Below are 18,658 nucleotides of genomic sequence, written 5' to 3' on the forward strand. Positions count from 1 at the left end.
CATATGTTGGTTGTATATGGCCGTTCGTCTTCCGTGGTTTGCTCCATGTTTTTCCGGAATCCATTGAATACATAATTGTTTTAGGTATGGTAACTTAAAAATAGTCTTTTTTATAAAAGAAGAAACACTTTTCAACTTTCAAAATTCAAAATTTAAACAAGGTTTTAGTTCCTGGGATATGATGATAATCACTTAAATGTTATATTTGTCATTGTAAGTTTGACACTTCTATTTTTACATTTCTGATTTTCAGGGAAATAATTATGTTTCTTATATCAAGTTCACACAAAGATAAAAATTATTTTATAGAAATCCTTTGTAGTGTATAAAATTTGCGTATATTTGTAGAAAATGACAAAAAAATAGGTGAAGAGCCTATAGACTTTTATCAAATGCAAATCAATACTATGATTGCCATCATTCATAGTGCAAAGGTAACACGGACATTATGAAGGCCAGATAAGCACAACACTTTCGGCTGTCAGTTGCTTTCACGAGCCGCAAATTTCTGTAAAAATCCCGCATGGTTGGCAAATGAATTGAAAAGCAGAAGTAAAAGAATGAATGTCGTAAAGAGCCAGTGAAATTTTGTAGAAAGGGTATGTTGGGTTTCATCGAGTATATGGAACCGGGTTTCATTCCCGCTGGAACCGACTGCCAAGCAGTAGACCTGATTGCGAGCATTCATCAAGAAAGAGTTGCTATAAAAAAGCGCAGGCAGAAAGGCAAGGACAAATGTCTATGTCGCGCGGATAACCATATTTGCTAGAGAACCATGGGAAATAGAGTACCTGTCATTATCCGACACCAATTCTGGTAGTAATTGGAGGTCTGTTCGGGAGGCAAGCGCCAGCAACAGTTTCCGGGCAGACAAGACCGATTGTAACAACCCGGGCGGCGGGAAAAGGACAGTTCCGCTCGTCCCGTTGGAAATAACAAACCAATATAAACCTATTGTCTAACCCTAAAACAATGAACTAATGAAACGATTCTTACGTAGTAAACAGTACATGGCAGCGTGTATTGTTTTGTCGTTGCTTCTTTCGCCCACCACGTTGCGGGCTGTTACAGGAACGGGCGACAGCGAAAGCGAAACGGTTGCAGGCGTAGAGCAGCAACAAACCAAGCGCACCATCACCGGAACCGTGGTAACCGGCGACACCAATGAACCGGCTGTCGGCGCCACTGTTTATCTGCGCAACAGTACGACAGGAACCATTACCGATACCGACGGTAAGTTCTCCATCACGGTTGAAGGACTGGGCGGAGTGCTTGATTTCTCGTATATCGGCTACAAATCTCAGGAAGTAGCGCTTGTAGGCCAGACCAGTATCAACGTTACTTTGCAGCCAGACAACGAGGTGCTGGACGAAGTCGTCGTTGTGGGCTATGGCAGCCAGCGCAAGGAAAGCGTCGTGGGAGCCATCTCTACACTGGACGTGACGAAATTGATTGTGCCCACATCCAACCTCTCTACAGCTTTGGCTGGACAGCTTTCAGGTATTGTCGCCATGAGCCGTTCGGGTGAGCCGGGCAAGAACAGTGCAGCCGATTTTTACATCCGAGGTGTATCTTCGTTTACCGGCAATACTTCTCCACTGGTATTGGTGGACGGTGTTGAGCGCGACCTCGACCTGGTAGACACGGAAGACATCGCTTCGTTCTCCATCCTGAAGGATGCATCAGCCTCAGCCGTTTACGGTGTGCGCGGTGCCAACGGTGTTATTTTGATTACCACCAAAAAAGGAGCGGTGGGCAAGCCGCAAGTAAACGTACGTACGGAGTTCGGCTTTACACAGCCTACCAAGAAGCCTAAGATGGTTAATTCGGCACAGTGGGCGGAACTCTACAACGAAGCCTACAGTACCAATTACTACTCGGCCGAAGACATTGAAATGTATCGCTCGGGAGCAGATCCCGATTTGTATCCCAATGTGGACTGGTTTGACACCATGTTTAATAATATGGCTGCCAACCAGCGTGTTAACCTGAATATTACGGGTGGTAGCGACATTGTGCGTTACTACGTTGCCGGCTCGTTCTATAACGAAAGCTCCATCTACAAAAATGCGGGCAACATTTACGGCTACGACTCGTCTATCCGTTACAACAAGTTCAATTTCCGCGCCAATGTGGACCTGAACCTGACCAAGAGTACGGTTATCAATCTGAATCTGGCAAACATCTATGAGAAGTCGTTCGGTCCGGGCTTTGGCGACACTGACTCTGATATCTGGTCGTATCTTTTCATGACCTCGCCTAACGCTTTCCCTGTGGAATATTCCGACGGCCGCCTGTCCGGTCCCTCAACCGACTCGGGTTATAACCCGTGGAATATGCTGGTACACTCAGGCTACCGCGAGCAATTCTGGAACTCCGCCCAGTCGCTCATCGGCGTAACCCAAGACATCGGTGCCTTGTGGGAGCCGCTGAAAGGTTTGACCGCCAATATCAAGTTCTCATGGGACGCATGGAACACCACTTTGCAACGCCGTTCCAAGTCGCCGACCTTCTATCATGCGCGCGGACGTGCTGAAGACGGGAGCTTGATTTATGACGATGAAAACGGGGACGGCATATGGGAACCCGTGCATACGGGTGACGAAACGCTGTCCTACGGCATAGGCAGAAGTGGTACCATGACCCGCTATGTGGAAGGATCGCTGACCTACAACCGTCTGTTCGGCGAGCACCGCGTGGGAGCCCTGTTCTTGTACAACCATAAGATTTATACCGATACGCAGGCGGGCAGTTCATCAGCATCGCTGCCCTACAAGGACCAGGGTATCGCGGGCCGTCTGACTTACGCTTTCCGCGATACTTACTTCCTTGAAGTGAACATGGGTTACAACGGCTCCGAGAACTTTGCGCGCGGCCACCGTTTCGGTTTCTTCCCTGCCGTGGCTTTGGGATGGATGATGTCCAGTGAAAAATGGTTTGAACCCGCTACCAAGGTGATTGACATGCTGAAGTGGAAAGCTTCTTACGGAAAGGTTGGTAACGATGATATCGGCGGTACCCGCCGTTGGGTTTATGAGCCTACGATTGTGACTGGCGGCAGCTGGTCCTACGGACAAAGCGGCAACCAAGGCGGCAGTGGCATCCGCGTGGGCGAAGTGGAAAACCTGGAGGCTTCGTGGGAAGAGGCCCTGAAACTGAATGCGGGTGTGGAATTCTCGCTGTTCAACAAGGTGCGCGTGCAGGCCGACTACTTCCGTGAAAAACGTCAGGGTATTTTCCTGAAACGTGCCGGATTGCCTGCTATCGTAGGTGTATCTACCGTTCCTTACGTGAACATCGGTGAAACCCTGAACCAAGGTTTCGATGCTACCGTCGAATACATGCATAAAGTGAATGACGATTTGTTTATTACCGCACGCGGTAACTTCACTTTCAACCGCAACAAACTCATCAACAATGATGAACCCGATTGGGAATACAGATACCAGAACCGTATCGGCAAGCCTTTCGGCTCAGGCGGTTCTACGCAGCCGTTCGGACTGATAGCCCTTGGTTTGTTTGAAAGCGAAGAAGAAATCGCCAATAGTCCGGTACAGAACTTTGGTGAATACCGTGTGGGAGATATCAAGTATCAGGACGTAAACGGTGATGGCATTGTAGACGAACAGGATGCTGTAGCCATCGGCTACACCAACCTGCCGGAAATAACCTATGGCTTCGGTGCAACCGCGCAGTGGAAAGGTTGGGACTTCAATCTCTTCTTTCAGGGCGTAGCACGCACCAGCTTCTTCCTTTCGGGCAGCAGCATCCGCTCGCCGTTCTCAACGGGCAACATGGAACGTGCTGCCATCAATGAGGACGTGTATGGCAACGTATGGATGTCTACCAATACTGCCGAACAGAACGCTGGCGTTACCTATCCGCGTCTTAGCGCAGGAAGTGGAGGCGCAGGCTCTACCAACAACAACCGCGCTTCTACGTGGTGGTTGCGCGATGGTTCTTTCCTGCGTCTGAAGAGCATGGAAATCGGTTATTCGCTGCCGCAGCATATCCTGCAGAAGTCGTTCATCAAGTCGCTGCGCTTCTACATTTCCGGCAACAACCTGCTTTGCTTCAGTCCCTTCAAACTGTGGGATCCCGAAAAGGGAACATCCGACGGTTCGGGTTATCCGCTTAACCGCACATTCTCCATCGGTTTCAATGCTAATTTCTAACACCAACATACGAATTAAAGACATGAAAAATCTGATTAAATACTTCACCATGGGTTGCTTCGCCGCAGGCACACTGCTTTGCACCTCGTGCGAAGACTTCCTGGACAGACAGGAGGATGAAAACCTTACTTTTGATGAAATTTGGCTGTCGCGCAACTACGTGCGTCAGTACTGGCTGAACTGCATGTCGTTCCTGCCTAACTTTGACGGTTCTTTCATTGGCGATTCTGATCCATATCTTGGGGCTTCGGACGAGTGTACCATCACTTACGACCGCGCCTACCGTTATATCAACTTCGGCACGTGGAATGCTTCTACCGTGCCCTACTACAAGATGGACAGCTATTATCAGGGTATCCGCGAGTGCAACATCTTCATGCAGAACGTGTACAACTGTACCGACCCCGACGTGACGAAGGCAGAGCTTGACAAATGGTATTGGCAGACACGCTTTGCCCGTGCCTACTACTACTTCCTGATGATGTGTGATTATGGTCCCGTGTTCCTGGTGGGTGATGAACTGCTTGACTTTACCGCCAGTACAGAGGAACTCTACCGTCCGCGCAACACGTGGGAACAATGTGTGGACTATGTGGTAAGCGAAATGACCGAATGTGAGAAAGCCGACGCTGTGCAGCTTCAATACGGAGAAACCGAATACGGGCTTGCTACCAAAGGTACGTGCCGGGCTGTAATTTCACGCCTGCTGCTCTACTCAGCACGCGACCTGTTCAACGGCAACACGCTGTATCGCGACTTGCGCAATCCTGAAACACCGGACTTCCCTGAGCAGTCGGGTCAGAACCTCTTCCCGCAGACCTACGAGGCCAACAAGTGGCTGAAAGCTGCCGATGCTGCCAAAGCGGTGATGGATCTTGGCTATAGTCTGTACCGCGCAGGCAACGATAACCCCTACGAAGACTATTATGGCATAACCAACGTGACCTGGAACAGTGAGCTGATCTGGACAAACCGATATAACAATCGTTACTATTGGGGTATAAACACAGTGCCGGCTGGTGTCAGTGGATACGGTGGTGTTGGCCCCACGCAGCAACAGGTTGACGCCTACGCCATGAAAACGGGAATTTATCCTATTACCGGCTATGAGTCAGACGGTACTCCGATTGCTGACCCGGCTTCGGGCTACAATGTTGCAGCCGAATTGGAACTTTCCACTTGGAATTATCCAAGCTCCGGATGGAGTCTTATTGGCAACTACGATGTCACTGCTCCCAATATGTACAAGGACCGCGAACCGCGCTTCTACGTCACTGTGTTCTTTGGCGGTAACTATTGGCTGGCTGGAAGCAGTTCTTATGGTCCCATCTCCTTTGCCAGCGGTGGAAACGGCAACCAAAGTCACGACTATCCAAAGTCAGGTTATCTGGTGAATCGCTTTTACGACCATACGTTGAACAGCACGCAGGGCAATTGGGGCAACATCACCTTCCCGGTATTCCGTCTGGGCGAAATTTATCTGAACTTCATCGAATCCGTGCTGGAGTGCAAGAACCGCGGTGTAGCTCTGCCTTCCGGCTACGAAGATCTGGCTATGGAAGTTTGGGCTGACTTGCGTGACCGTGCCGGACTTGATCCCATCACCGATGTTTATCCCAATGCGAGCACTGCACAGCTTATTGATCTCTGCCGCAAGGAACGCCGTGTGGAACTGGCTTTCGAACGCCATCGCTACTTCGACACGCGCACATGGATGATTGCCCCCGAAACTGACGGAGGGCCCATGTATGGCATGAATACCAATGCTACTGCCGGAGGTTCAACCAATACGCCTGAGGAATTCTGGCAACGCACGGTGTTCGAGACCCGCGTCTTCAACAACAACCATTATCTCTATCCGTTCTCGCAACGCGAACTGGACCGTAACCGCTTGCTTGTACAGAATTACGGATGGTAATGCAAACCTTATAAAAATGACGATTCATGAAGAAGAATATATTATTAACAGCACTTGCCGTTGGCCTTCTGATAGTACCCACGGCATGCGAAGACAACAGGGATGAGTTCCTGAGCGACTTCAGTACCATCCTCTATTTCCGGAATAGTGGAGAAATTGCGGTAACGCTCTATAAAACAGGAGAAAATACCGACTATAATCTAACGGTAAACAAATCGGGGTCCAACTTAGGTGCCACTACTACCGCTACAATAACAGCCATGAGTGAAGCCGCATTGCAGGCTTACAACTTATCGCATGGCTACAACTATCAGGCATTGCCTGCCACTTGCTATACGTATACCGGAGGAGAAGTGACATTCGGATCTTCCGACCTTTACAAACAGGTGACAGTGTCGATGAATCCTGAACTTGTCGAAGAAAATATTGGTGCTGACGGCATTTACGTCATCCCGTTCGAAATTACTAGCAGCGCTGATTCTATCAATGCAGACAAACGGTATGCGTTTATCGTGCCCGAGGTGGAAACGCCTTCCATCGGGTTTGCCAATGCAGGTTACCACCAGACAGACATCACAAGCGACGGGGCTGTGACCATTACGCAAAACATTATAATGCCTATTGCTAACCAATGGAATTTCGATTGCGCCGTAGATGTAGACCAAAGTCTGCTGGACGAATACAATGCATCGGTTTACCCAGACTATACGCTGCTTCCTTCGAACAGCTACAGTTTGGAAGTAGGTTCTTTCGTTGTAGGTTCAAATACCGCTACGCTATCACTAACCGTTGATCGATCACAGTTGGGCTATGGACTGTATGCATTGCCGTTGCGACTGACTGGGGCATCAAACGAAAACTTTGAAATTAATACAGCCGGCCAGACGCTTATTTTGGGCATCAACTCTACAGTAGAGCGGAGTGAATTGGCCCAGATACCGCTGTCGCTCGACATGCTTTCTGGTTACGGCATCGCCGACTATGATGGTACCGGCCTCGCCGGTTTGTTTGATGGGCGTGGCAGTGCCTTGTTCATGCATGGCGACTATTATTATGGAGAAAACGATCCTGTTTATGGGCAATACGTAGACTTTGCATTGAACACACCTATCCAACATTTCGCCTACAACTTCTGGACCCGTTATTCCAATGCCGACGGAGCACCCGTCAACACGGTGATTTACGCCAGCAACAATGGAGAAACTTGGCACTGCATCGGTCAGGTAACTAATGCGTTTACTGCAGGCGATGAAGAGTATGACTCTGGCGTGTTTTCGTCAAATGAGCCGTTTACTCACGTACGTTTCTCCGTTACTGAGAGTAACGCTGGAAATGTATGCACCGGGTCTTATTGGAACTGTGGTGAAATGCAAATCTTCGGCAATTAATTGATCTCTGAATCTCTATAGGGTATGTCATGATGCAAGGCTGCTATCATTCTGTCACCTTGAGCGTGGTCGAAAGGGCTCAGGTGAAGATGACAAAATGATATGACAATTGAACTATGGCATGCCCTTATTTCCTTTCTATGTTTTACTTTAACTTCACCCCAATGAAAAGAATCATCTTTTTGTCTATCTGCATCATCTGCACAGCTTTTGTTTTGGCAGCCTGTAGCGATGATGAAGGCAATTTCGGCGGGACTCCGGTATTCAGCATCGACGAGCAGCATCTGCAGCAAGATTTTGAGCAGGGAGCATCGTATGTATCCATTCCCGTCAATACCAATATGGAACTCTCGCAATGGAGCGTCGCTTCGTCTGATGAAACCTGGTGTCTCGTGTCGCAGGAAAAACCCACATCAACCTCGTCGTCCATTCTGATTTCGGTGCGGGAAAGCGAGGAACCGGATGTGCGCACGGCAACTGTCAGCGTGACCTCCGGTGTGGCAAACTATACGATACAGGTGCGCCAGCTGGGCTATGGCCCTGCCATCCTGTTGAAAGATGAGAACCCCACAGTCTCTGCAGACGGCGGCGGACTGGACATCACGGTGACATCGAACGTTGAATATACCATAGACCTGCCTGCTGAATGTAACTGGATGCGCGAAGTGCCTACGCGCGCCCTGACCGACAAGGTGTACCGTTACACGGTGGATGCCAATCCCACGTATGAGGAACGCACGGTAACGCTGACCTATACTTATACTGAAGACCCCTCGGTAACAGCCGTCTGCACGGTAACGCAGGAAGCAAAGACATCGGGCGTGGACGATGTGGAGGTGGAAGGCGACGTGCAGGCATTTCCTACGGGTGCACAGGCCAGTGAGTACCAGCAGGGAAATGGGATAGAGTACACTTACGACGGACGGATAGACGAAAACCATTACCATTCCGTTTGGGGTCAATCGGCAGATTTTCCTGTGACGCTGGAATACTTCTTCGAGCAGAAGCCCGACATTGACTACATCGTGTATAACACGCGGAGCGGCAACGGCAACTTCGGTGAAGTGGATGTCTATGTAGCCACGGAGGAGAACCCCGACTATCAGCTGCAAGGTTCGTACAACTTTAGGATGCAGAACGCAGCGAGCCGCGTTACTTTCTCGCCCTCGTACAGCAAGGTTACTAAAATCAAGTTCTCCGTCAAGTCCGGACTGGGCGGTTTTGTGAGCTGTTCGGAAATGCAGTTCTTCCAGAAGAATCCGGACAACAAACTGGAGCGTCAACTGCTGGAAGTGTTTACCGACATAACCTGTACGGAAGTGAAGGACGATGCCACCGACGCACAGATACAGGCGCTGCCGGGATATTTTGCAAGTCTTGCCACACAACTGCGCAGAGGCACATACGACCCGTGGGAAAAGGAATTCCGCGTACAGGCATACAAACCCTACAGCGATGTGGAAGTATGGGCGGAGAAGCTGATGACCAGCCGCTACAGCAATCTGGACAATCCCACCGGCATTTATGTGGAACCGGGCGATTCGGTCATCGTACTGGTGGGCGACACGCACGGACAGTCCGTTAGCATCCAGTGCATCGGCGAAGAAACCACGAGTGATGGCACTACAAACTATGTGCAGACGGCAGCCTCGGGTGAAACACGTTTCCTGGAAGAAGGCGTGAACAAGGTTGGATTCAGCCAGCGGGGCATGCTGTTTGTCATGTATACCGCTGACCTGCTTAATCCCACTGCCCAGCCGATAACCATCCATATCCCGCCCGGCAGCGGTATCGTGAGCGGCTTCTTTGACCTGGAGACGCATAAAACAAACGACAAGTATGCCGAACTGATCGGGAAAGCAAACTACAAGTACTTCTGTGTGCGCGGCGAACGTATCATGTTCTACTTCCATCGCGTGCAGATGCAGCAGGCTGTACCCTATGATATCCTCTCTGCCATCAACCTGTGGGATGACATCATCGGCTGGCAGCAGGAACTGATGGGCATCGAAGACGTGCGTCCCTCTCAGGTCAATAACCACCTCTTCGCCATCTCGCCCGAAGGCAGCTACATGTGGGCTTCAGACTACCGCGTGGCTTTCGTCTACACGTACCTGAACAATATCTTGCTGTATGACAATGTGATGGCAGCCAAAGACAACGCCTGGGGACCTGCCCACGAAATAGGGCACGTACATCAGAAGGCCATCAACTGGCCCAGTTCAACCGAGTCTTCCAACAATTTGTTCTCCAACTACATCCTTTATAAGCTGGGCAAGTACTGTTCGCGCGGCGAGGAACTGAGTGCCCTTGCCACCGCTCATTGCATCAACCGCCAAGGCTGGTATAACATGGGCAGTGCAACCCACCAGAACGAGGACGCAGAGCTGCACATGCGCATGAACTGGCAGTTGTGGAACTATTATCACCGTTGCGGCCACAAGCCCGACTTCTGGCCCACGCTGTTCAAACTGCTGCGCGAAGACCGTATCGTGGAGAGCGATCCGGGAGCTGGACAGCTGAAGTTTGCCATGAAAGCTTGTCAGGCAGCAAACGAAAACCTCACGGACTTTTTCGAGATGTGGGGCTTCTTCGAGCCGGTAAATACTACCATCGAGCAGTACGGCACATGGAACTACGTGGTGGATGAATCCATGATTGAATCTGCCAAGCAATACATGAAGCAGTTCCCCGCGCCCAAACATGCTTTCTATTACCTGGAAGACCGCAAGAACGGCGATGTGGGCATCGAAAGCTATCAGGTGGGCGATGTAGGATATTACACGCAGTTTGAAGGCGAAGGGACGAAAATCACGAAGGAGGTGAGCTATACGCGCTCGGGCAACCGTATCAGCATCACTGACGGCGATGAGGCCGTAGCCTTTGAGATACGCCAGTCGCCAAGCAGCGAACTGCTCTACTTCTCCAACTTCCTGACATTTGATGTGCCCTCGTCTGTTGCGCTGGACGGTGCAAAGGTATATGCCGTACAGGCAGACGGAACACGCATTGAGTGCAAGAAGCGGTAACAGCCGGGCTGACAGATTCTTTTCTGGCTGTCCGAGAACCATTCAAATGCAGACATTTGGTCTGGTTAGATTTTGGCGACACGGTTATGCACTTCGGGTGCTGGCGTGTTGAGCCGCGAAGAATCTCCCACGAGCATCATGCAAGTGGGAGATTTTTTTGCATCGATTGTATAATCTGTTGGCAGTAGATTGAATGCCGTTGGCGCATTGATTTGTCTGTCCCTTGCTCTTTTATGCTTTGGCATAAGGATACATATCTGTCTAATGAGGGGATGTATTGTGTGCTGTATTAATGTTAATAACCTGTGTAAAAGATGGTTACGAAGTGAAAGATGGAGCCGGACTTTCCGCGCAGTAAAGTCTTTGTTCGTTTCATGCCTTGTTTTATGAAAAATGAAAGAAAAAGCTAAAAAGCGAATCTGATACGTACAGGTATGTATATTTGGACGCAATCTGCCGCGATGTTTTAAGATAACAGCTATTTTTATCAAAGAGTTAGCGGTTGTTTGACGTGAACTTCAAGAAAGAACTGCCGGCATTCCGTTTGTGAGTGTCCGGTCTGGCGAATCGATCAGATATTGTTAGACCGGGATTGTTGTTCTGTTAAATTCTGCATCTTTAGTCTGGAGATATGTATCTTCAGTTTAGAAATGTATATCTTTAGTCTGAAGATATGTATCTCTAGCTTAAGGACAAACCTTCTGACGTTTTGTAATTACAGATTTATATATACCATGAAACATTTGTTTTTATTGATTGCATTGGGCATTGGGAGCGGCTTGACGGTAAAGGCACAGTCGCATACACGGATTTCATTGCCTGCACTCTTCTCGGATCATGTTGTTTTGCAGCAGCAGGATTCTGTGCCGGTGTGGGGCTGGGGAGAAGCTGGCTCTAAGGTTTGTATTGTTGGAAGCTGGTCTTCAAAGGATACGGTTTCAGCCCGCGTGGGAGATGATGGCCGCTGGATGGCGAAGGTTAAGACAGCGCATTATGGAGGACCGTATACGCTTCGCATTTTCCAGCCGAAACGTGAGGCTGAAGGGATTATGCTGGAAGATGTCATGTTGGGAGAGGTATGGCTTTGCAGCGGACAGTCTAACATGGAATGGACTCCGGCAAACGGACTTGTTGACCAGGCGCAGGAGATTGGTGCAGCTGACTATCCGCAGGTGCGTTTTTTCAGTCTGAAAAAAGTGGGAAGTGAATATTTGCAGGACGATTGTCAGGCAACCTGGGAGTGCTGCTCGCCGGATGTATACGGACTGCACTTTGACCATATTCCCACGGTGTGGGACGAGGGTATACCTTTGGGCAATGGCATCATGGGAACCCTGATATGGCAAAAGGGAGAGAACCTGCGTCTTGCACTGGATCGTGCGGATTTGTGGGATTTGAGGCCTGTAAAGGAATTCAGCGGGCCGAACTATTCCTATAAATTTATCTGCGATGCGGTGGAGAAGAAAGATCTGAGGCCTGTTTATGAAATGATTGATGCGCGTACCAGCCGGGATATCGCTCCCACGAAGATTCCGGCAGGAGCCATCGAGTTTCCCGTGAAAGCCTTGGGGGAAGTTGCGAGTGTAGACCTTGACGTGCGTACAGCCGTATGTACAATTGTTTGGAAGAATGGGGTTGCAGGGCAGTTCTTTACCAGCGCTACAGACAGGACGGGACATTTCCGCTTTACCAATCTGCCCGGAAAGCTGGAATTGAACTGGCAGGCTCCTGCTTTCGAGGCGCCGGAAGGAAGCAAGGTTGCCTCGAATGCACTGGCTCGTTTGGGCTACAAGCCGGGCAGGACTGTGCGCAAAGGGAATCGCATCACTTATACGCAGAAGGCATATGGCGATGTGAAGTATGAAGTGGACATACGCTGGACTTGTCCGGATGCTCATTCGCTGGAGGGCGTTTATTGTCTTACTACACAAGGTACATGGTATAGCGAACAGACTGCCGCAGGCAAGATGATGGACGCTTATACGAAAGACTTCCGTTCAGCATTGCAAGAGCACGTTGAGTGGTGGAAAAAATATTGGGAACAGTGCCGGATAGACTTGCCGGACAAGGTTCTGGAACGGCAGTGGTATTTGGAAATGTACAAATTCGGTGCGGCATCACGCAAGGATGCGCCCCCTATCTGTCTGCAGGCCGTTTGGACTGCTGACAACGGGCAGACGCCTCCCTGGAGAGGAGATTTCCATAACGATTTGAATACCCAGCTGAGCTACTGGCCCGGATATGCGTCGAATCATTTGGAGGAGTCGGCTGTTTTTACCGATTGGTTGTGGCGTATTAAAGACAACAGCGAAGCATACACTCGTCAGTTCTTTGGAGTAGACGGGCTGAATGTGCCTTGTATCTCAACGCTGGACGGTAAGAATCTCGGCGGCTGGAATCCATACTCGCATCAGCCTGCAGCTTCCGGCTGGCTGGCACATCATTTTTATCTTCAGTGGAAATATTCTGCAGATCAGGATTTCTTGAAAGACAGAGCATATCCTTGGGTTAAAGAGGCTGCCCGCTATTTTGAGCAAATTTCCATAAAAGGTGCTGACGGGAAACGCAGACTGCCTCTTTCCAGTTCTCCGGAAATCAATGACAACAGTTTGGATGCGTGGTTCAAGGAAACGACTAATTTCGATTTGGCATGTATTCGCTTTACGCTTCGTGCGGCGCGGGAGATGGCGGAAGCTTTGGGATTGGATGAAGAAGCAGCGCACTGGAAAGATTTGGAAAGCGAGTGGCCGGATTTTGCTTCCGATGCTACCGGTCTGTGCATCGCTCCTGGTTATCCGTTGCAATATACGCACCGCCACTTGTCGCATCTGTTGGCCATACATCCGCTCGGTTTGCTGGACGTTTCGCAGGGGAAGGAAGTGGAAAGACTTGTCAGACGTTCTATCCATCACTATGAAGAGATGGGAACACGAGGTTGGGTAGGCTATTCATACAGTTGGCTGGCCAACATGCAGGCACGTGTGCTGGATGGCGACGCAGCTGCCCGTTCGCTGCATATTTTTATTAAGGCTTTCTGTTCGCCCAACAGTTTCCATCTCAACGGGGATCAGTTGAAAAAGGGTTATTCCGGGTTTACGTACCGGCCCTTTACGCTGGAAGGAAACTTTGCTTGCGCATCTGCCATTCAGGAGATGCTTCTGCAAAGCCATACGGGAGTTATACGCGTATTTCCTGCTGTGCCTGAGTATTGGCAGGATGCTTCTTTCAAGGATATGCGTGCGATGGGAGCTTTTTTAGTCAGTGCCAGTATGAAGGGGGGTAATGTAGAACGTATAACAGTTCGTTCAGAGAAGGGTGGTACGCTTAAGATATTGAATCCGTTTACCAGTCGGGTGGAGAAGAAAGCAATGAAACCGGGGGAGTGCATTGAAATCACGGAATGATATCCTTTCCGGAAATGGCTTGAATATTAGTTAATAGGTCAAAGAAATGTTTCAGAATACCGGTATAAGAGCATATCGGCATTCTGAAACATCTTTATTTCTTGAAAATAGTTATCTTTGTCCGAAAAAAGACGATGGACGGTGTAATTATGATCCGGCAGGAAACGGAAGAGGATTTCAGGCAGGTGCAGGAGGTCGTAAGACTTGCATTTCAGGGAGTGGAAGAAAGTGACCGTACGGAACATCTGCTGGTTGAACGGCTTCGCCGGTCGGATGCATACATTCCGCAACTGTCTTTGGTGGCGGAAACGGACGGTAAGATTGCAGGTCATGTCTTATTGTCGGAAGTGAAGGTGGTGTCTGGCAGCGATGTCCATACGGTGCTGTCTGTCGCCCCGTTGTCTGTGTTGCCGGCATACCAGCGGAAAGGAATAGGAGGGATGCTCCTTCGCGAAGCCCACAAGAGGGCTTTGGAACTGGGGTATGGTGCCGTGCTGCTTCTTGGGCATGAAGACTATTACCCGAGGTTCGGTTACGGAAGAGCTTCCATGTTCGGAATCAGATTTCCGTTTGACGCTCCTGACGCATGTTGCATGGCGATGGAGCTGAAGGCGGGAGGACTGGATGGCATACATGGCATGGTGCATTATCCTGATGCGTTTGGTATGGAATGACCTTTATGTGTGTGAACTGTTTTTATCTTCTCAACTAATTGTGACAAAAAGATGGACTTTCCTTTGGAATTTGTAGAGCGTACCCGGCTGCTGTTGGGCGATGAGGAGTGGAAGAAACTTGAAGCGGCGCTTGCCGGAGAACCGTCGGTGAGCATTCGTGTCAACCGGAAAAAATACGGTGGAGCGCTTGCCGATGCTCTGCCTGTGCCCTGGTGCAGGGACGGATATTATCTGCCTTCGCGTCCGGCCTTTACTTTTGATCCGTTGTTGCATGCAGGATGCTATTATGTGCAGGAAGCGGCTTCGATGTTTCTCGACAAGGTGCTCGGCGAATACGTGACATCGGAGGCTGTTATGCTCGACCTGTGTGCCGCTCCGGGAGGCAAATCAACCTTAGCCCGGAGTGCATTGCCTGAAGGGAGCCTGCTTGTAGCCAACGAGATTGTCCGTGCGAGGGCGCAGGTTCTGGCGGAGAACCTGACTAAATGGGGAAACCCGGGTGTGGTGGTGACCAATAATGCTCCCGAAGACTTTACGGAACTGGGTCCTGTGTTTGATGTGATTCTGACGGATGTCCCTTGTTCCGGCGAGGGGATGTTCCGGAAAGACGAAACGGCCGTTTCAGAGTGGAGCACGGGAAATGTGGCTCTTTGCTGGCAGCGTCAGCGCGATATCTTGTCGGCTGTCTGGCCATGCCTGAAGGAAGGCGGTCTGCTGATTTACAGCACTTGCACGTTTAACCGGGAAGAGAACGAAGACAATGTGGCGTGGATAGCCGGTGAGCTGGGGGCGGAGGTGCTTCCCGTTGGCGTTGATCCGGGCTGGAATATAACCGCAAACCTGGCCGGAGGAGAGTTTCCGGTCTATCGCTTTTTCCCGCACAAGACGGCGGGAGAAGGCCTGTTTATGGCTGTTCTGAGAAAGACTTCGGATGCGGATGAGCCGGCCGGAAGATGCCGGAAGCCGCGGAAAGACAAAGGGAAGAAGCCGGGCAAGAATCCGCTGAAGGTTCCGAAAGAAATGGGGGACTGGCTTCTTGCGGGCGGGCAGTTCCGTCTGGAGGTTGAAGGCGAATGTGCCGTGGCGTTTCCTGCCTCCCATGCCGACTTGTATGACAGGCTTAAAGAACGGCTGAAAGTGGTTTGTGCCGGAGTGACCTTGGCCGAGTGGAAAGGCAAGGACTGGCAGCCTGCTCATTCGCTGGCCATGAGCACCGGATGCCGTTGCGATGCGTTTCCGCAGGCGGAACTCAGCTATAAGGAGGCGATAGCCTATCTGCGCAAGGAAGCGGTCGTGTTGCCTTCCGACATGCCCCGCGGCTATGTGATGGTCACTTTCAGGGGGCATCCGCTGGGCTTCGTGAAGAATGTGGGCAATCGTGCCAACAACCTGTATCCGCAGGAATGGCGGATCCGGAGCGGAAGTGTGCCTGAACAGGAAGAGGTGCTGAAGTAGGGCGGAGCGAGGATTCTCAAGCGGAAGAGGAGGGAAGCGGCAAAGTTGCCTTTTTGTCAGAATGACAATCCCGTGCGGTGAGATTGGGCTGTATCGGGCTTCGGGGAAGTCTGGCGCGGAAAATCGCAGCCGTCATCTTCGGCGTAGTTTCAAATAGTCCGTGTTTTGCATCAATCTTGTTTGCTTTGGTGGTTATGGGTTCTTTTCCCTTTCTTTATGCCGCCCGTTTGGACTGTCCGGTATCTTTTCGGTTCATTTAGACGGGTTGTATTCCCGGTGTCGGGAGAGAGAAAAATGCCGTTTGGGGAGGCCTGGAAAAGATGACGGGATATGTTGCCTCGGATGATTCGTTGTTTTCCGGAAGATGTTGGGACATTTTATGTGGGATGACGGGCTGTTTTTTATCCGGAACCGTGACTTTTTTCTTCCTGTTCCGAGCGGTCTGTCCCCTTCTGATACCTTCTGAACGCGGTTTCTCTTTTTGTTTCCTTAAGAAAACAGTTGCAGGTTGATTTTTGTAAATGGATGTCCGGTCAAGGATTTCGGAGGATTTGTTTCATAATGCTTGCAGAATGCTGTTTTATGTGGAAAAATGAAAAGGCAGAAGACGAAGGGTTTGCCTCGTCCGGCGGCAAGGAATACCCTTTGCCTTCTCTTGGCCGGCTGAGGCTGTGCCAAAATGAACAGCGGCTTTCATTTTGCCTTCCTGGATAAAGCGAAAGAACTCGTGACATAAGCTGATGCATGCAAGGTGTTTCACTCCGTTCAGCGTGGCATTACTTTTTGCCGGCCAAATTTTGTTTTGACACAGCCTCAAGCGGATTGTGGCGGAGATGCGCTTGTGCCGCCGGAGAAGGATGGCGGTCCGGCATGTTATGCTTCGTAAAATTCGATGGGAAGTCCGTCCGGATCCTGCATGAAGAAGAACCGTTTACCGGTATATTCGTCCGTGCGGACGCTTTCGTGTCCTACCCCTTTGCTCTCCAGCTCCTTGGCCGCCGATTCGATGTCTGCCACTTCGAACGCCAGGTGTCTGAGTCCTGCCGCCTCAGGATAGGAGGGCCGTTCCGGAGGGTTGGGAAAAGAAAACAGTTCCACGATATAGTTTCCGTTTAATGCAAGGTCGGCCTTGTAGGAATCCCTTTCCTTGCGGTAATATTCGTGCTGCAGCTCCATTCCCAGTACACGCGTATAAAAGTCTTTCGACTTGCTGTAGTCGGAACAGATAATCGCTATGTGGTGTACTTTGTTGATTTTCATGACTGTCTGTTTGTATGCTTTATTCCAGTGTAAGCGGAATCCCTTTGTAGAAATCCAGTATTTTCGTGCGGAACAGGTATTCATATTTAGCCTGAATGCAGTCGGACAAAGCCTTCATCCAGTTTGTCCTTGCCTCGTTGTATTCGGTGGCGTTTGCCTTGCCGTTCACATATTTCTCTTTCATCAGCTGGAACGATGATTCCGCCGCTTCGTTGGCGGTTTCGCTGCTGTAGTATTGTGTCTTGGAGTTTACGGCATTATAGTATGCCTGCTGGATTTCTTTGTAGAGCGATTTTTTCGTTTCTTCCAGTTGCCACGACAGCGTTGTCTGGTCCAGGCGTGCCGACCGCACCCTGTTGCGTGTGCTTAGCCGGTTGAAAATAGGAACGCTCAGCGATACGCCTACATACTGGCTGAAGTTGTCGCGCAGCTGGGTTCTGAACTGTGCATTTTCTCTTCCCGACACTTTATAATAGTTCGTGCTCAGCCCGGCTCCGAAACTGAGCTGGGGATACCATGCGCTTTGTGCTATCTTGATGCTTTTGGCCGCTCCCTGCAGACGGTACATGGCCGCCATTACTGCCGGTTTGGTCAGTACGGCCTGATTGTAGATGTCAGTGGGCGAGGTCAGTTCCTTTTCCAGCTGGTCCATCTTCACTTCCGGTGCCTCTATGTCGAAGTTGTCGGGCGAGGGAAGTTCCAGCAGCTGGCTCAGGTCGAGCAGTGCCATGCTGAGGTTGTTGCCGGCCTGTACTGCCGAAAGCTGGTCCTGTGCCACCCGTGCCTTGGCTTCCATCCATTCCGATTCGGAGGCTTTCCCGTTCTTGAAGAACGCCTCTTTCTGCACGAGCATGTCTTTGCTCAGGCTTACCTGGTCTTCGGCAACCTTGGCCAGTTCCTGGTTGAACAAGACTTGCAGATAGGCCGAGGCCACCTGTATGCTGATGTCCTCTTTGGCCTTGTTCAAGTCTTCTACGGCCGCCATGAGGTTCAGTTTCGACAGGGCTATGGTGTTTGGTATCTGCAGGCCTGTAAACAGCGGAATGCTTGTGCTCACGCTGAATCCCGTGCTTTGCGTGTTGATGCTCTGGTATGTATTGTTCGCCTGCAGGCTTCGTCCGAAGTTGAACGAGTGCGATGCGTTTCCGTTCAGATCCGGCAGCCGGCTCCATTTGGCTGTATTCAGATCGATCGCGCTTTTATCTCGCGCTGCTTCCCGCTGCTTGACTGTCAGGTTATGGCTGACGGCATAGCTGATGCATTTTTCCAGATCCCATCTTTCTTGCGCCGCGCACGGAAGCGTCAGCGAAAAGGCGGCGATGGCTATGCCTATGGATTTGATGTTCTGTTTCATG

General features: G+C 50.4%; 9 protein-coding genes. 7 read left to right on the plus strand and 2 right to left on the minus strand.

The window, feature by feature from the left end; all coding sequences use genetic code 11:
- Positions 1-1,010 precede the first annotated feature (1,010 nt).
- The 7 genes from QUW60_RS10580 (at position 1,011) to QUW60_RS10610 (ending at position 16,043) form a co-directional block, all read left to right on the plus strand.
- On the plus strand, positions 1,011-4,175 hold the full coding sequence (locus tag QUW60_RS10580; protein ID WP_289560341.1) for a SusC/RagA family TonB-linked outer membrane protein: 3,165 nt from the start codon (positions 1,011-1,013) through the stop codon (positions 4,173-4,175).
- Between the two features lie 22 nt (positions 4,176-4,197).
- Positions 4,198-6,093, plus strand: a complete 1,896-nt coding sequence (locus QUW60_RS10585; protein WP_289560344.1) for a RagB/SusD family nutrient uptake outer membrane protein — start codon at positions 4,198-4,200, stop codon at positions 6,091-6,093.
- A 26-nt stretch (positions 6,094-6,119) separates the two neighbouring features.
- Entirely contained in the window at positions 6,120-7,481 is a 1,362-nt protein-coding gene (locus tag QUW60_RS10590) for a DUF1735 domain-containing protein (protein WP_289560346.1), read from the plus strand.
- A 164-nt stretch (positions 7,482-7,645) separates the two neighbouring features.
- Positions 7,646-10,510: a M60 family metallopeptidase gene (locus tag QUW60_RS10595; RefSeq protein ID WP_289560348.1), complete on the plus strand. Its 2,865-nt coding sequence runs from the start codon at positions 7,646-7,648 to the stop codon at positions 10,508-10,510.
- Positions 10,511-11,244: 734 nt separating this feature from the next.
- Positions 11,245-13,914, plus strand: coding sequence for a glycosyl hydrolase family 95 catalytic domain-containing protein (locus QUW60_RS10600; RefSeq protein ID WP_289560350.1), 2,670 nt, complete (start codon positions 11,245-11,247; stop codon positions 13,912-13,914).
- Positions 13,915-14,048: 134 nt separating this feature from the next.
- Positions 14,049-14,588, plus strand: a complete 540-nt coding sequence (locus QUW60_RS10605; protein ID WP_289560352.1) for a GNAT family N-acetyltransferase — start codon at positions 14,049-14,051, stop codon at positions 14,586-14,588.
- Between the two features lie 51 nt (positions 14,589-14,639).
- Positions 14,640-16,043, plus strand: a complete 1,404-nt coding sequence (locus QUW60_RS10610; protein WP_289560354.1) for a methyltransferase RsmF C-terminal domain-like protein — start codon at positions 14,640-14,642, stop codon at positions 16,041-16,043.
- Between the two features lie 873 nt (positions 16,044-16,916).
- On the opposite strand, the gene gloA2 is transcribed toward QUW60_RS10610, so the two are convergent.
- Positions 16,917-17,303, minus strand: a complete 387-nt coding sequence (gene gloA2 / locus QUW60_RS10615; RefSeq protein WP_289560356.1) for an SMU1112c/YaeR family gloxylase I-like metalloprotein — start codon at positions 17,301-17,303, stop codon at positions 16,917-16,919.
- Positions 17,304-17,322: 19 nt separating this feature from the next.
- Positions 17,323-18,657, minus strand: coding sequence for a TolC family protein (locus tag QUW60_RS10620; RefSeq protein ID WP_289560358.1), 1,335 nt, complete (start codon positions 18,655-18,657; stop codon positions 17,323-17,325).
- Position 18,658 lies beyond the last annotated feature (1 nt).

The organism is Bacteroides gallinaceum, assembly GCF_030373775.1.
GTDB lineage: Bacteria > Bacteroidota > Bacteroidia > Bacteroidales > Bacteroidaceae > Phocaeicola > Phocaeicola excrementipullorum.

Excerpts from the sequence above, each read along its gene's own strand:
- QUW60_RS10610 (WP_289560354.1), top strand. The coding sequence starts at position 14,640 with ATGGACTTTCCTTTGGAATTTGTAGAGCGTACCCGGCTGCTGTTGGGC.
- QUW60_RS10595 (WP_289560348.1), top strand. The coding sequence starts at position 7,646 with ATGAAAAGAATCATCTTTTTGTCTATCTGCATCATCTGCACAGCTTTT.
- QUW60_RS10620 (WP_289560358.1), bottom strand. The coding sequence starts at position 18,657 with ATGAAACAGAACATCAAATCCATAGGCATAGCCATCGCCGCCTTTTCG.
- QUW60_RS10580 (WP_289560341.1), top strand. The coding sequence starts at position 1,011 with ATGGCAGCGTGTATTGTTTTGTCGTTGCTTCTTTCGCCCACCACGTTG.
- QUW60_RS10590 (WP_289560346.1), top strand. The coding sequence starts at position 6,120 with ATGAAGAAGAATATATTATTAACAGCACTTGCCGTTGGCCTTCTGATA.
- QUW60_RS10605 (WP_289560352.1), top strand. The coding sequence starts at position 14,049 with ATGGACGGTGTAATTATGATCCGGCAGGAAACGGAAGAGGATTTCAGG.
- QUW60_RS10585 (WP_289560344.1), top strand. The coding sequence starts at position 4,198 with ATGAAAAATCTGATTAAATACTTCACCATGGGTTGCTTCGCCGCAGGC.
- QUW60_RS10600 (WP_289560350.1), top strand. The coding sequence starts at position 11,245 with ATGAAACATTTGTTTTTATTGATTGCATTGGGCATTGGGAGCGGCTTG.
- gloA2 (WP_289560356.1), bottom strand. The coding sequence starts at position 17,303 with ATGAAAATCAACAAAGTACACCACATAGCGATTATCTGTTCCGACTAC.